17 protein-coding genes are annotated in these 12960 nt (G+C 63.1%); 11 read left to right on the top strand and 6 right to left on the bottom strand.

Features of this window, described 5'->3' with window-relative positions:
* Positions 1 to 5 precede the first annotated feature (5 nt).
* Genes ACO06R_RS02805 through ACO06R_RS02795 form a run of 3 tightly spaced genes read left to right on the top strand, consistent with a single transcriptional unit; the run spans position 6 to position 2061 of the window.
* The gene (locus ACO06R_RS02805) at positions 6 to 1103 is read left to right on the top strand and encodes a murein transglycosylase A (protein WP_421855816.1); all 1098 of its coding nucleotides are present in this window, start codon (positions 6 to 8) and stop codon (positions 1101 to 1103) included.
* Positions 1100 to 1702 (top strand): Smr/MutS family protein, encoded by a 603-nt coding sequence (locus tag ACO06R_RS02800; RefSeq protein ID WP_421855814.1) that lies wholly within the window; start codon positions 1100 to 1102, stop codon positions 1700 to 1702. Before ACO06R_RS02805 ends, ACO06R_RS02800 begins: the two co-directional genes overlap by 4 nt.
* The gene (locus ACO06R_RS02795; RefSeq protein WP_421855812.1) at positions 1699 to 2061 is read left to right on the top strand and encodes a helix-turn-helix domain-containing protein; all 363 of its coding nucleotides are present in this window, start codon (positions 1699 to 1701) and stop codon (positions 2059 to 2061) included. Before ACO06R_RS02800 ends, ACO06R_RS02795 begins: the two co-directional genes overlap by 4 nt.
* A 6-nt stretch (positions 2062 to 2067) precedes the next feature.
* Here ACO06R_RS02795 and ACO06R_RS02790 read toward each other — a convergent pair whose 3' ends face one another.
* The 5 genes from ACO06R_RS02790 to hslV form a co-directional block, all read right to left on the bottom strand.
* Positions 2068 to 3027 (bottom strand): DUF1402 family protein, encoded by a 960-nt coding sequence (locus ACO06R_RS02790; protein WP_421855810.1) that lies wholly within the window; start codon positions 3025 to 3027, stop codon positions 2068 to 2070.
* Positions 3028 to 3125: 98 nt separating this feature from the next.
* Positions 3126 to 4439 carry an ATP-dependent protease ATPase subunit HslU gene (gene hslU / locus ACO06R_RS02785; protein ID WP_421855808.1) on the bottom strand — a complete coding sequence of 438 codons (1314 nt, stop codon included), beginning with the start codon at positions 4437 to 4439 and terminating at the stop codon, positions 3126 to 3128.
* A 6-nt stretch (positions 4440 to 4445) separates the two neighbouring features.
* Positions 4446 to 5597, bottom strand: coding sequence for a hypothetical protein (locus ACO06R_RS02780; RefSeq protein WP_421855806.1), 1152 nt, complete (start codon positions 5595 to 5597; stop codon positions 4446 to 4448).
* Complete coding sequence (locus tag ACO06R_RS02775; protein ID WP_421855804.1) at positions 5594 to 6136, bottom strand: GNAT family N-acetyltransferase; 543 nt, start codon at positions 6134 to 6136, stop codon at positions 5594 to 5596. The genes ACO06R_RS02780 and ACO06R_RS02775 overlap by 4 nt, the downstream gene beginning before the upstream one ends.
* Positions 6126 to 6686: an ATP-dependent protease subunit HslV gene (hslV, locus tag ACO06R_RS02770; RefSeq protein ID WP_421855802.1), complete on the bottom strand. Its 561-nt coding sequence runs from the start codon at positions 6684 to 6686 to the stop codon at positions 6126 to 6128. Before hslV ends, ACO06R_RS02775 begins: the two co-directional genes overlap by 11 nt.
* A gap of 172 nt (positions 6687 to 6858) precedes the next feature.
* Between hslV and hisB the strand changes: the two genes are divergently transcribed.
* From hisB to coaA, 8 genes are all read left to right on the top strand, one after another.
* Positions 6859 to 7452: an imidazoleglycerol-phosphate dehydratase HisB gene (gene hisB, locus ACO06R_RS02765; protein WP_421855800.1), complete on the top strand. Its 594-nt coding sequence runs from the start codon at positions 6859 to 6861 to the stop codon at positions 7450 to 7452.
* Between the two features lie 9 nt (positions 7453 to 7461).
* Entirely contained in the window at positions 7462 to 7929 is a 468-nt protein-coding gene (locus ACO06R_RS02760; protein WP_421855798.1) for a DUF2628 domain-containing protein, read from the top strand.
* A 3-nt stretch (positions 7930 to 7932) separates the two neighbouring features.
* The gene (gene hisH / locus ACO06R_RS02755; protein WP_421855796.1) at positions 7933 to 8583 is read left to right on the top strand and encodes an imidazole glycerol phosphate synthase subunit HisH; all 651 of its coding nucleotides are present in this window, start codon (positions 7933 to 7935) and stop codon (positions 8581 to 8583) included.
* 4 nt (positions 8584 to 8587) lie between these two features.
* Positions 8588 to 9331, top strand: a complete 744-nt coding sequence (gene hisA / locus ACO06R_RS02750) for a 1-(5-phosphoribosyl)-5-[(5-phosphoribosylamino)methylideneamino]imidazole-4-carboxamide isomerase (protein WP_421855794.1) — start codon at positions 8588 to 8590, stop codon at positions 9329 to 9331.
* Complete coding sequence (locus ACO06R_RS02745; RefSeq protein WP_421855792.1) at positions 9328 to 9636, top strand: hypothetical protein; 309 nt, start codon at positions 9328 to 9330, stop codon at positions 9634 to 9636. Before hisA ends, ACO06R_RS02745 begins: the two co-directional genes overlap by 4 nt.
* A 67-nt stretch (positions 9637 to 9703) precedes the next feature.
* Positions 9704 to 10501: an imidazole glycerol phosphate synthase subunit HisF gene (hisF, locus tag ACO06R_RS02740; RefSeq protein ID WP_421855790.1), complete on the top strand. Its 798-nt coding sequence runs from the start codon at positions 9704 to 9706 to the stop codon at positions 10499 to 10501.
* Entirely contained in the window at positions 10498 to 10821 is a 324-nt protein-coding gene (locus ACO06R_RS02735) for a phosphoribosyl-ATP diphosphatase (RefSeq protein ID WP_421855788.1), read from the top strand. Before hisF ends, ACO06R_RS02735 begins: the two co-directional genes overlap by 4 nt.
* Positions 10822 to 10834: 13 nt before the next feature.
* Complete coding sequence (gene coaA, locus ACO06R_RS02730) at positions 10835 to 11839, top strand: type I pantothenate kinase (RefSeq protein WP_421855786.1); 1005 nt, start codon at positions 10835 to 10837, stop codon at positions 11837 to 11839.
* Between the two features lie 502 nt (positions 11840 to 12341).
* Here the strand turns inward: coaA and ACO06R_RS02725 are convergent.
* A complete protein-coding gene (locus tag ACO06R_RS02725) occupies positions 12342 to 12956 on the bottom strand; it encodes an alpha-ketoglutarate-dependent dioxygenase AlkB family protein (protein WP_421855784.1) in 615 nt (204 codons plus the stop codon).
* Between the last annotated feature and the right edge of the window lie 4 nt (positions 12957 to 12960).

The following is a 12960-nucleotide window of genomic DNA, read 5'->3' as shown; positions in this document are numbered from 1 at the left end:
GAGCGATGTGGAGCCTGCGGCCGGTCGGCTTTGAGGATCTGCCAGGCTGGGCCGCCGATGACCATCGCGCCGCGGTTTGTGCTTTTGCCCGTCACGCGGGCACCGTCGGCAACAAGCCATACCGCACCGGCGCGATCGGGATAGAGCCGGGCGATCTGCAGCCCCTTCACATCGCCGCCGGAAAGACCGCCGCCCGGAACGATCCGCGCCGGTTCCTTGAGGAAGAATTCCAGCCTCTCGCGTTGTTGCCGGAAGCGGGCAAACCCGGCCTCGTCACCGCCTTCTACGAGCCGGAAATCGAGGCGTCGCCGGTTCGCGACTGCCGGTACACGACGCCGATCCACCGCCGCCCGCCGGATCTTGTAGCAGTCGATGACAGCAACCGGCCGTCAGCATGGGGCAAGGACGTGCGGTTCGGGCAGATCGGCGCTGGCGGCTCGATTTCACCCTATCCGGATCGCCGTGCCATCAACAATGGCTGCCTTGACGGTCGGGGGCTTGAGATCGCTTGGGTCGAGGATGCCGTCGATGCGTTCTTCGCGCATATCCAGGGTGCCGCGCGATTGAAAATGACCGACGGTTCGATCGTCAGGATCACCTATGATGGCAAGAGCGGCCATCCGTTCACCCCGATCGGCCGGCTGCTGGTCGAGCGCGGTGAAATCGCAAGCCATGCGGTCGGCATGCAGACGATCCGCTCCTGGTTGGCGAAGAACCTGGATCGCGCGCGCGCCCTGATGGAGGAGAACCGCTCCTACATTTTCTTCCGGGTCGAGCCGGTCGACGATCCCGACGACGGGCCGATCGCCGCAGCCAAAGTCCCGCTGACCGCTGGCCGCTCGCTCGCCGTCGACCGGTTGATCCACACCTACGGCACGCCGGTTTTCGTTCACGCCGGCAAAGTCGGCGGTGCGGACTGGTCGCGGCTGATGATCGCCCAGGATACCGGCAGCGCGATTGTCGGTCCGGCGCGTGGCGATCTCTTCATGGGTTCGGGCGACCGGGCGGGCGAGGCCGCCAGCGATGTCTGCTCAGCGGCGGATTTCTATCTGCTCGCACCGAAAGCGTCTGCCATCGCCGTCGCTGCGGGGATGTCGCCATGAATTCGCGCAAAAACAAGCGTTTGTTGAGCGAAGAGGAGGAGATCCTCTGGCACCAGGTGAAGCGGACGGTCACGCCGCTTTCCACGAACCGGCCGAAGCTCGATGCCGTTATGCCGACAATCACGGATCCGGTGCCGGAAAAGAGCGGCACGACGCCGAAGCCGGCCGGCAAGAAGAAGGCCGGCATTGCATCGGCGAGTTACGATCCCCGCCACCAGCCGCCGCCGGTCAGGCAAGACCCGATCCGTCCCGCTATCGACCGGACCACCACGAGAAAGATATCCAAGGGACGGATCGCCATCGATGCGAGCATTGATCTGCACGAAATGACCCAGGCCGTCGCCCATGACCGGCTTTACACTTTTCTTGCCGACTGCCGGTCCCGCGGTTTGCGCCACGTGCTTGTCGTCACTGGCAAGGGACGGTCGCTTGGCAGCGAAGGTGCGCTGAAGCGGATGGTTCCGATCTGGCTGAACGGCGGCCGGTTCGCCGAACTGGTCAGCGGATTTGCGTCCGCCGGGCGTCGCCATGGCGGCGAGGGCGCCATCTATGTCAGGTTGCGCAAACTGGCGAAGGCCGACGGGAGCTTCAGACCATGACGCCTTTTGGCGAACGGTTGCGCAAACTGCGCGATGAGCGCGGCATCACGCAAAAACAGATGGCGCGCGAAATCGGTGTTTCCGCCGCCTATCTGTCGGCGTTGGAACACGGCCATCGCGGCATCCCGTCCTGGGGGCTGCTGCAGCGGATCATCGCCTGTCTGAACATTATCTGGGACGAGGCCGATGACCTGCAGCGCCTCGCGCTGCAATCGGCGCCGAAAGTCACGATCGACACGTCGGGGATGGATCCGCGCGCAACCGAACTCGCCAATCTGCTCGGACGCAAGATCGGTGATCTGGACGGCCATGAACTTGAAGCGCTGATCAGGCAGTTGCGGAACGGCAGCGGCGACTGACGTTCGTCAATCGAGAAGCTTTCGCAGTTCGTCTTCCCGCTCGTTGATCAGCCAGCCGTAATAGTTCTCCTCGGGGCGGATCTTGCGCCCGGCACGCTTGCTGCGGGCGGCGAGCGCTCGCGCTCTGCCGGCTGAATCGCCGGTGTTGTAAAGCGTTGCCGTCAGACCGGGGTTCTTGGAAATGTCGAAGTCGGCGATCTCCCGGTAGTCGTCGATGGCCGTCGCCAGGGTGGCGGCGATATAGGGAAGCGTTTCCTTGGGATCCATGATCGCGCGATAGACGCGTTTCCCGTTGGTATGGGAGAGCTTGCGTGCGCCGGTCACCGCATTGACCCGGTCGGTCATCATCAGCGCAGTCAACGGATTGAGCTGGCCGATCCCGAAGGTCTGGCCGGCATAAAACGGCTGAAAAAACACGGCGCTGAAGCGGTCGTTGGGAAACTTGTCGCCGTCCACCGACTTGCCGCGAAATGTCTCTTCCCAGACATCTTCCCGGCAGCTCCAGATCGAACGGCTGTCGTCGAGGGTATCGCAGCCGGCGAACTCCGGCCGCTTGATGAAGTCGTCGATATCTTCGCCATGATAGCGAAAGTTGATCGAGTCCTTCAGATAGGCGATTGCCTTCACATAATAAGTCTGCGCCCGGTCATAGGCGTCGACATTGTAGGTGTGCTCGCCAACGATGGCGCCGACCATGTGGATCGGATCGATGTCGAATTTCCTGGACACCGTTTTGATGTTGCGCATCAGGCGCTTGTCGTTCTCCAACAGCGCGATCACCCTGGCGTATTTGCGCTCGAAGGTGGTTTTCAGGGCCGCGGTGCGGTTGCGCGACGCGCCTGGAATCTTGGGCTGTTCGGCGTTGCGATTGCCAGGCTCGACAACCGTCAAAGCCTGAGCCGGGATCGCCATCCCGGTCAGAAGGGCGAGTGTGGCGATTGCAATCGACGTGCGAAAAGCAAACATGGTTCCGTTTTCTGCAAATTGCCCCACAGCGCTAGTAAAATCTGCGCCGGGCGGAGTCGAGAGCCCGGCGCAAGTAATATGCGATTATGGCTTTTCGGTCACAGGACGTAGCGTGACAGATCGGCATTACGCGCCAGATCGCCGATCTGGGTGCGCACATACTCGCCATCGATGACGAATTCCTCTCCGGCCCTGTCAGGCGCGACAAAGGAAATCTCGTCCAGCACGCGCTCCATGACGGTTTGCAGCCGGCGTGCGCCGATATTCTCGATCGTTGTGTTCAGATCGACGGCGATATCGGCAAGTGCGTCGATGGCATCGTCGGTAAACGTCACCGTGACATCCTCGGTGCCCATCAGCGCAATATACTGCCGGATCAGGCTGGCCTCGGTCTCGGTGAGGATGCGCTTGAAATCGTTACGGTCGAGTGCCCGCAACTCGACGCGGATCGGCAGACGGCCCTGCAATTCCGGCAAAAGGTCGGACGGTTTGGAAACATGAAACGCGCCCGACGCGATGAACAGGATGTGGTCGGTCTTCACCGGACCGTACTTCGTCGCGACCGTCGTGCCCTCGACCAGCGGCAGCAGGTCGCGTTGCACGCCCTCGCGGCTGACGCCCGCGCCGAACCGGCCTTCGCTCGCCGCGATCTTGTCGATCTCGTCGAGGAACACGATACCGTCGTCCTCGGCGGCCCGGATCGCTTCCTGGACGACCAGGTCTTCGTCGAGCAGCTTGTCGGATTCGTCGTCGATCAGAAGCTCGTAAGAGTCCTTGACGGTCGTCTTGACCGTCTTGGTGCGCGCGCCGCCTAGCGCCTTGCCGAGCATGTCGTTGAGATTGATCATGCCGACATTGGCGCCCGGCATGCCGGGGATCTCGAAACCCGGCATCCCGCCGGTGCCGGCGTCGGCAATCTCGACTTCGATTTCCTTGTCGTCGAGCTGTCCCTCGCGCAACTTCTTGCGAAAACTGTCCTTTGTGGCCGGGCTCGCGGTCGCGCCCACAAGTGCGTCCAGCACCCGCTGTTCGGCGTTGACATGTGCCTTGGCTTTCACCTCTTCGCGCTTGCGTTCGCGCACCAGCGTAATGCCCACTTCGACGAGGTCGCGGATGATTTGTTCGACATCGCGACCGACATAGCCGACCTCGGTGAACTTGGTCGCTTCGACCTTGATGAACGGCGCGCCGGCGAGTTTCGCCAGGCGGCGCGAGATTTCGGTCTTGCCGACACCGGTTGGGCCGATCATCAGGATGTTCTTCGGCATCACTTCGTCGCGCATCGCGCCATCCAGGCGTTGGCGGCGCCAGCGATTGCGCAGCGCGATGGCCACAGCGCGTTTCGCGTCGTTCTGTCCGATAATGTAACGGTCGAGTTCGGAGACGGTTTCCCGCGGAGAGAAATCAGACATGGTCACTCACAGTTTGATGGGGGGAAGTTTGGTTAGAACCGATGTGGGTAGCGTCGGAACGACAATCAAGCGCCTGATCCGCTGCCATCCGGCGCCGAACATGATGATCATGCTGCCGATAACCAGCAGAATCAGCGCAAAGGGCGGTACGCCGGCCGTGTTGGCGGCGTTGTCGATGAGGTAGTAGATGCCGAGCGAACCGAAATAGGCGAGCGTCGGGATCAAAAGCGATCGCCGATCGATGGCGAGCGCCACATAGACGAACGCCGCGATCAGCAGCATCAGCATCACCGAAGCCGAAGCCCCGGGTTCAATCTCGCCGAATACGACATCCTGCCCGGTCGCCAGGATAAACAGTGGATGCACCAGCAATGGTGCCGAGATCGCATGCAGCCAGAAGGCGCAGTCCGACCACACCGTGTAGCGTTCACGGTCGTGCAGATCGAACGCAACCGCGGTACCGAACACAACCAGCCCGCAGAGCAGGGGCATGTAGAGCGCCCGCGCGATGACATCCGGGATTTGTTCGAGCGTCGGCATCAGCACCTGGCCGTTGACCACGCCATCGTAGAAGTAGAGCACCGTGAACAGGAAGGCTGCGCCGGTAAACGAAAGCGCGAGGACAGCCGCCATGATCGGCACACGAAACCGCACGAAGTAAAGCACTGCCGCCGCCGCAGTCGCGGCAAAGAACAATGCGCCCCAGCCGCCGATCCTCGGCCGCAGCGCTGCGAGCTGCAGCGGATTGTCGATGGCGTCAATTTCGATCCGGCCGCCGATATGGATCGACAGGATTGTCACCGCGGCGGCGATGAAACCGAGGCCGAGAACCGTGCTCGAAAGCCGCATGCGCCGCTGTCGGGTGACGAACTCGGCAACGATCCAGATTGCGGCGCCGAGAATGGCGGCGATCATCGTCGTCTCGTTACCGATGATCGACTGAAGCACGAAAAGGGCCCCGGCAAACAGAAGGACGATTCCGACTGTCACGAACAGGTCGTTGCCGCCGCCCACGAGGCGCATCGGCTCGTCGCCGCCCGGCGCGTTGGCCGTGTCGGCCTGTGCGGCCTCGTTCGCCAGACCGGCCAGCTTCAGCCGTTGGTCCTCGGTGATGACGCCCTGCCGGACGGCACGCTCCAGCGTCTCGCCGCTGATCACTTTTTCAGTTCCTCGATGCGCTCCGGCGGCAACCGCATCAAAAGCGTGACGCCGTCCTTGTCGATATGGCGATCATAGGCGACGAATCCGGCCTTTTCATAGGCGCGCACTGCTCGCCCATTGGCCTCGTCGGGATCGATGATGATGGTTTGGAAACCTTCGCCGGCCAGACGGCGCAGAAACGCGGTCAGCACAGCGGTTCCGACACCCTTGGACAGGCGGGCCGGATCGCCGATCGAGAGATCGACGCCGATAGCCTCGGCGGGCAGATCGGCGAGCCAGGGTTCCTTGTCCTGAAATCCGGCGGCGATCGCATCGCCGATGATCCAGTATTGGATATAGCCAAGCCGCTCGCCATCGACATGAAAGATGAAGGGGCGTGTCGTGTCGCGGCCTTCCAGCATGTCGCTTATATAGCCGAGTTCGGTGTCCGCATCGCCCCACCATTCGCGCATGTGCGGACTTTCCAGCCACGCGCGCAAAACCGGCAGGTCGGCCGCAGTCACCGGCATGAACCGGATATCCGGGTCAGGCGGCATCCAGGCTCTCCACGATCACGCTGCCATTGGTGTAGACACAGATATCGGCGGCGATTTCCATGGCGCGGCGCGCGATTGCCTCGGCGTCCATGTCGGTGTCGACAAGGGCGCGCGCGGCGGCCAGTGCATAGTTGCCCCCCGAGCCGATCGCCATCACACCATGCTCCGGTTCCAGCACGTCGCCATTGCCGGTAATGCACAGCGAAACCGACTTATCGGCGACCAGCATCATGGCTTCGAGATTGCGCAGGTATTTGTCGGTGCGCCAGTCCTTGGCGAGTTCCACGGCCGCGCGCATCAGCTGGTCGGGAAATTGTTCCAGCTTCTTTTCCAGCCGGTCGAGCAGCGTGAACGCATCGGCGGTCGCGCCCGCGAAGCCGGCAATCACCTCGTTGTTCTTGCCGACGCGGCGCACCTTGCGCGCATTGCCTTTGATGACAGTCTGTCCAAGGCTGACCTGGCCGTCGCCGGCGATGATCACCTTGCCGTCCTTGCGCACCGTGACGATGGTCGTCGCGTGCATGGTTCCGTAGGGGTTGTGTTCGCTCATCTGTGGTCCTTTCCGCACGCGGCGTGTCCCGTATTCGGCAACCGCGCCGCGCCTGATCTTCCCGCTATGTAAGCCGCCACCGGGCATTTGCAATCGCACGCCGGCCGTACTGGCAATTGCCCGGAAGCCTTGATATGACCGGCACTTGCCGAACGCCAACAGGGGCCATTAAATGACAGCGCGTACCGCGGAGGTCCTCCGCGAGACAAACGAGACCCGGATATCGGTCGCCGTCAATCTCGACGGCACCGGACGGCACGACATGCAGACCGGGATCGGCTTTTTCGATCACATGCTGGATCAGCTGGCGCGGCATTCGCTGATCGACATCGCGGTCGGCGCCGATGGCGACCTGCATATCGACGACCACCACACGGTCGAGGACACGGGCATCGTGCTCGGCCAGGCGATCGCCAAGGCGCTCGGCGACCGTCGCGGCGTCACCCGCTATGCCAGTCTCGATCTGGCGATGGACGAAGCGTTGACCCGCGCCGCAGTCGACATATCCGGCCGGCCCTTTCTCGTCTGGTCCGTGGAGTTCCCGACCCAGAAAATCGGCACGTTCGACACCGAACTGGTGCGCGAATTCTTCCAGGCCTTCGCCCAGAACGCCGGCATCACCCTGCATGTTGACAATCTCGCCGGCGTCAACAGCCACCACATCGCGGAAACCTGCTTCAAGGCGGTCGCGCGCGTGCTGCGCACGGCAGTGGAGATCGATCCGCGCCAGAGAGACGCGATACCGTCCACCAAGGGAACGCTCTAGGACCAGGCAATGGCGAGTTACGTGGTCATGGCGGGCGGTGAAGGCTCGGCGCGGGGCGATCGAACCGAGTTCGTGCGCGACGAGTTCGCGCCCTTCGCGCTGATCCTTCCGCTGTTTTGGCTCATCTGGCACCGCTTGTGGTTCGCCGCGCTGATGGTGCTTCTTGCGCTGGTCGGCATCGGCCTGGTCGGCGAACGCTTGCAGTCGCCGGGACTGGTGCTCGCCGTAAATCTGTTGCTCGGTGTGCTGGTGGCGCTCGAAGGACCGGCATGGCGGCTTGCCCGTTTGCGGCGCGGCGGGTTGGCCGATGCCGGAACAGTTGTCGCTGAAAGCCTGTTGGATGCCGAGCACCGCTGGTTTGCACGGCGTCCGGTTGCCGCCGCCGCCGCACCGGCAACAGCCATGAAGGTCGCCCCGCAGCGCCATGACACCGGATCGGATTTCCTGTTCGGCTTCGGCCAGGATACGGGACGCTAGACCATGCGCACGGCGATTATCGATTACGGATCGGGCAATCTGCGCTCGGCGCTGAAATCATTCGAGCGCGCCGCCCGCGAAACCGGCCTGAACGCGGAAATCGAACTGACATCCGATGCGGAGCGCGTGGCGACTGCCGACCGCATCGTCCTTCCGGGTGTCGGTGCCTATGCCGATTGCCGCGCCGGCCTCGACGCCGTTCCCGGCATGGTCGAGGCGCTGAACGAGGCGGTCGTCGGCAAGGGCCGCCCCTTCTTCGGCATCTGTGTCGGCATGCAGTTGATGTCGTCGCGCGGTCTGGAAAAGACCGTCACCGGCGGCCTCGGCTGGATTGCCGGCGACGTCGTCGAGATGACGCCTGACGATCCGGAGCTCAAAATCCCGCAGATCGGCTGGAACACGCTCGATCTCGTCCGCCAGCATCCGTTGTTCGATGGCATCCGCACCGGCCCGGACGGGCTGCATGCCTATTTCGTCCATTCCTATCATCTCGACGCGCGCGACGAGGCCGATGTGGTCGCGCGAACCAGCTATGGCGGCCCGGTCACAGCCGCCGTCGCGCGCGGCAACATGTTCGGCACGCAGTTTCACCCCGAAAAGAGCCAGACGCTCGGTCTGGCGCTGATCGCCAACTTTTTGAACTGGACGCCCTGACCCGATGGCCGACCCAAAGATCCTCTTTCCCGCCATCGACCTGAAGGACGGCCAGTGCGTGCGCCTCGTCAAGGGCGACATGGATCAGGCGACCGTCTACAACACCGACCCCGCCGCCCAGGCGAAAGACTTCGAGGCGCAAGGATTCCGCTGGCTGCATGTGGTCGACCTGAATGGCGCGTTTGAGGGCGAGTCGGTTAATGGCGCCGCCGTCGAGGCGATCCTTTCGGCGACCAGGAACCCGGTGCAGCTCGGCGGCGGCATTCGCACGCTTGCCCATATCGAGAACTGGCTGGAAAAGGGCCTCGCCCGCGTCATCCTCGGCACCGTTGCGGTGCGCGATCCCGATCTGGTGAAAGAAGCCTGCCGCCTGTTTCCGGGCAAGGTCGCCGTCGGCATCGACGCCAAGGGCGGCAAGGTTGCCGTCGAGGGTTGGGCTGAAGCCTCTGAACTCGGCGTCATCGAGCTGGCGCGCGCCTTCGAGGGCGCCGGCGTCGCGGCCATCATCTATACCGACATCGATCGTGACGGGGTGCTGACCGGCATCAACTGGGAATCGACCCTCGATCTTGCCGATGCGGTCTCCATTCCGGTCATTGCCTCGGGCGGCCTTGCCTCGATTGCCGACATCCTGCGCATGACAATGCCCGACGCGGCGAAGCTCGAGGGCGCGATTTCCGGCCGCGCGCTCTATGACGGCCGCATCGATCCGGCCGAAGCGCTTTCGATCCTGGGCGGGACGAAATGAACGAGCGGCGCAAACGGGTCGTACGGTTTTTCCTGTTTCTTCTCGTGCCGATCGCGTTGGTCGCCTTCGGTCCGGTGATCGTCCAGCTTGCCGCCACCGGCTATGCCCGCTCGCATGACTGCGTGCTGCACGAAGCGTTCTCCAACCCCTGTTTCGTCGATGGCGCCGATCGCGGCGAACTGCTCTATTCGCTCTATCTCTTTGGCTGGCTCAGCCAGATAACCATCCAGATCGGCATTGTCGCAACCGCGTTCTGGGCGCTGCTGTTCCTGATCTACTTCGTCTCCGCGCGGGGCAAGGACTGAGCGGTATCTTTACGCGATCGGTTCCCGGCCCTATGAGTTCGCGAGTTTTTTCGAGCGAGGACACCAATTGACCCTCAAGGCCCGTGTCATACCCTGTCTCGACGTCAAGGACGGCCGTGTCGTCAAAGGCGTCAATTTCGTCGACCTGATCGATGCCGGCGATCCGGTCGAGGCCGCCAAGGCCTATGACGCCGCCGGCGCCGACGAATTGTGCTTTCTCGACATCACCGCCTCGTCGGACAACCGCGAGACGATCTACGACGTCGTGGCGCGCACCGCCGAGCAATGCTTCATGCCGCTCACCGTTGGCGGCGGCGTGCGCGCGGTCGAGGATGTCCGCAAGCTGCTTCTGGCCGGTGCCGACAAGGTTTCGATCAACACGGCCGCCGTCAATCGGCCGGAACTGGTCGCCGAAGCCGCCGACAAGTTCGGCAATCAGTGCATCGTCGTGGCCATCGACGCCAAGTCTGTCGACGAGGGCGACGGCGAACCGCATTGGGAAATCTTCACCCATGGCGGCCGCGTGCCCACCGGCATCGACGCGGTCGAGTTCGCCCGCAAGGTCGTCGGTCTCGGCGCCGGCGAGATTCTTCTGACCTCGATGGACCGCGACGGCACCAAGATCGGCTACAACATTCCGCTGACCCGCGCCGTCGCCGATGCCGTGCGCGTGCCGGTCATTGCGTCCGGTGGCGTCGGCAATCTCGACCACATGGTCGAGGGCATCCGCGACGGCCACGCCACTGCGGTGCTTGCCGCGTCGATCTTCCATTTCGGCACCTACACGATCGGCGAGGCCAAGCAGCACATGGCCGCCGCCGGCATCGCGGTCAGGCAAGACGGATTGCGGGAGGCCGCGCAATGAGCGATTTCGACCTCGCGGATCTCGAGCGCATCGTCGCCGAACGGGCCGGTTCGGGCGATCCATCGTCCTGGACGGCGAAGCTGGTTGCCGCCGGCATCGACAAGGCCGCCAAGAAGCTCGGCGAGGAAGCGGTGGAGACTGTCATCGCTGCCGTAAACCAGGATGACCGGGCGGTTGTGGCGGAGAGTGCCGATCTGTTGTACCATTTGCTGGTCGTGCTGAAGATGCGTGGCGTTTCGCTTCAAGACGTTTTCGACGAACTGGAGGGGCGCACGGCCAGGACCGGGTTGCAGGAGAAGGCATCCCGGCAGGAGGAGTGAGCGGGCCCTGACCATGGATCAGTCAGTCAAGCGCGATATTGATTTCGAGCAGTCCGACCCGCTCGACCAGCTGACCGGCAGCCAGCTGTCGCCCTATCGGCGCTTTACCGCCGAGCAGTGGTCCGCATTTCGCGCCGATACGCCGCTGACACTGACCGAGGACGAGGTCGCCAGGCTGCGCTCGCTCAACGACCCGGTCGATCTCGACGAGGTCCGCCGGATCTATCTGTCGCTGTCGCGGCTGCTTTACGCCCATGTCGAGGCGTCGCAGAAGCTGTTCGAGCAACGCAAGCAGTTTCTGAGCGTCAACGAGGCGATCAAGACGCCGTTCATCATCGGCGTTGCCGGCTCGGTGGCCGTCGGCAAGTCGACCACGGCGCGTATCCTCAAGGAGCTTTTGGCCCGCTGGCCGTCCAGCCCGAAGGTCGATCTGGTCACCACCGACGGTTTCCTCTTGCCCAATGCCGAACTGCGCAAGCGCGGCATCATGGAGCGCAAGGGCTTTCCCGAAAGCTACGATGTCGCGGCCGTTCTGCGCTTCCTGTCTTCCATCAAGGCCGGCGAGCATTCGGTTCGCGCGCCGCTTTATTCGCACCTGACCTACGATGTGCTGGCCGACGAGTACGTAACCATCGACCGGCCCGACATCCTCGTTTTCGAGGGCATCAATGTGCTGCAGGTCCGCGATCTGCCGGAAGACGGCAAGATGGTGCCCTTCGTCTCCGACTATTTCGATTTCTCGGTCTATATCGACGCCGACGAGGAACTGATCCACGACTGGTATGTCGAGCGTTTCATGCGGCTGCGCGAAACGGCGTTCCGCGACCCGCGCTCTTTCTTCCATCGCTACACGGAATTGTCCGACGATGCGGCGCTCGCCATCGCCGAGGGCCTGTGGATCAACACCAACCTGAAAAACCTGAAGGAAAACATCCAGCCGACGCGACCGCGCGCCGACCTGATCCTGCGCAAGGGCTCGAACCACCTGGTCGAGGATGTGTTGCTCAGGAAGCTTTGAGCCTGTCGGTTTCAGGGCTGTCATTCGTCCGGCCATGCGCGAGCGAAGAAACCGCCGAGAATTTTTTGTTCAGATTTATCCACCACGCCCGAACCTCTCCTACAATCGCAAATGCCTTCTCACGGAAGTCTGGGTGCACACCGGCTCACAGGGAGAGGGACGGTGCCTGGCTGGTGGCGCAGAGGTGCGTTGCTGGGTGATGAACCCCCAAGTCAGGGCGGCATGAAGCGGCGCGCGCAGTCTTGTTTTCCCGGACAAAACGATCCGGGCCGCCGACCGAAGCTGCTAGGTGAGGCCCGTTCCGGCGCAGCCGGAGCAATCGATCCGGTGAATCGATTGCAGGGCCGAACGAGCGGGCGGTCCGAGGATCGCTATTACTAACTAGACGTTGCGATGCTTTGACCGCCCGTCTTCCAACTACGAGATAATCCGGCCTCAGGGAATGAGGCGCGGCGCCGATGCCGCGCGCCTGTCTCTCCCCGCGCCGGGTGAGGCGCCGCTTCTACGGCTTCGTTACCCTTCGAAGCGTCAAATTGATGCGTCCGCCATTTTTCAACAAGGCCGAGGTCGCGGGATAGATCCGGTCGACGCCGTGAAAGCACAATCGTCCTTCGCCGCCGAGCATCACGATATCGCCGCTGTCGAGCTTGAAGGAAACCGTCCGCCCACCCCGTGTGGTCTCGCCGACCCGGAACAGGCAGGTGTCGCCAAGCGAGATCGAAACCACCGGCGCGTCGAAATTCGCCTCGTCGCGGTCCTGGTGCAGACCCATCTTCGCGCTGCCGGCGTAGAAATTGACGAGACAGGCCTCCGGCGGATGCGGATAGCCGCTGTAAGTCTCCCAGATTTCCATCAGCGAGGCGGGGATCGGCGGCCAGGGCGCGCCCGTCACCGGATGCTCCGGCTGATAGCGGTAGCCGCGTTCCTTGTCGGTCACCCAGCCGAGCGAGCCGCAATTGGTCATGCGCACGCTCATTTCCTTGCCGGTGCGCGGCATCGCCGGAATGTAAAGCGGCGCCCGCGCGACGATCGCCCGGATCTCGTCGACCAGCGCATGCTGCGCGTCGGTGGAAAGCGCTGCGGGAATGTGTCGGACGCCCTTGGGAAGAACCAGCATGCGC

Source organism: Oricola sp. (assembly GCF_965230365.1).
Taxonomy (GTDB): Bacteria; Pseudomonadota; Alphaproteobacteria; order Rhizobiales; family Rhizobiaceae; genus Oricola.
Note: the sequence above shows the minus strand (reverse complement) of the source record. Positions and strands in the feature narration are given on the sequence as shown.

Bases quoted from the DNA above. Each gene is read 5' to 3' on its own strand.
- ACO06R_RS02805 (WP_421855816.1), top strand. From the start codon at position 6: ATGTGGAGCCTGCGGCCGGTCGGCTTTGAGGATCTGCCAGGCTGGGCC.
- ACO06R_RS02800 (WP_421855814.1), top strand. From the start codon at position 1,100: ATGAATTCGCGCAAAAACAAGCGTTTGTTGAGCGAAGAGGAGGAGATC.
- ACO06R_RS02795 (WP_421855812.1), top strand. From the start codon at position 1,699: ATGACGCCTTTTGGCGAACGGTTGCGCAAACTGCGCGATGAGCGCGGC.
- ACO06R_RS02790 (WP_421855810.1), bottom strand. From the start codon at position 3,027: ATGTTTGCTTTTCGCACGTCGATTGCAATCGCCACACTCGCCCTTCTG.
- hslU (WP_421855808.1), bottom strand. From the start codon at position 4,439: ATGTCTGATTTCTCTCCGCGGGAAACCGTCTCCGAACTCGACCGTTAC.
- ACO06R_RS02775 (WP_421855804.1), bottom strand. From the start codon at position 6,136: ATGCCGCCTGACCCGGATATCCGGTTCATGCCGGTGACTGCGGCCGAC.
- hslV (WP_421855802.1), bottom strand. From the start codon at position 6,686: ATGAGCGAACACAACCCCTACGGAACCATGCACGCGACGACCATCGTC.
- hisB (WP_421855800.1), top strand. From the start codon at position 6,859: ATGACAGCGCGTACCGCGGAGGTCCTCCGCGAGACAAACGAGACCCGG.
- ACO06R_RS02760 (WP_421855798.1), top strand. From the start codon at position 7,462: ATGGCGAGTTACGTGGTCATGGCGGGCGGTGAAGGCTCGGCGCGGGGC.
- hisH (WP_421855796.1), top strand. From the start codon at position 7,933: ATGCGCACGGCGATTATCGATTACGGATCGGGCAATCTGCGCTCGGCG.
- hisA (WP_421855794.1), top strand. From the start codon at position 8,588: ATGGCCGACCCAAAGATCCTCTTTCCCGCCATCGACCTGAAGGACGGC.
- ACO06R_RS02745 (WP_421855792.1), top strand. From the start codon at position 9,328: ATGAACGAGCGGCGCAAACGGGTCGTACGGTTTTTCCTGTTTCTTCTC.
- ACO06R_RS02735 (WP_421855788.1), top strand. From the start codon at position 10,498: ATGAGCGATTTCGACCTCGCGGATCTCGAGCGCATCGTCGCCGAACGG.
- coaA (WP_421855786.1), top strand. From the start codon at position 10,835: ATGGATCAGTCAGTCAAGCGCGATATTGATTTCGAGCAGTCCGACCCG.
- ACO06R_RS02725 (WP_421855784.1), bottom strand. From the start codon at position 12,956: ATGCTGGTTCTTCCCAAGGGCGTCCGACACATTCCCGCAGCGCTTTCC.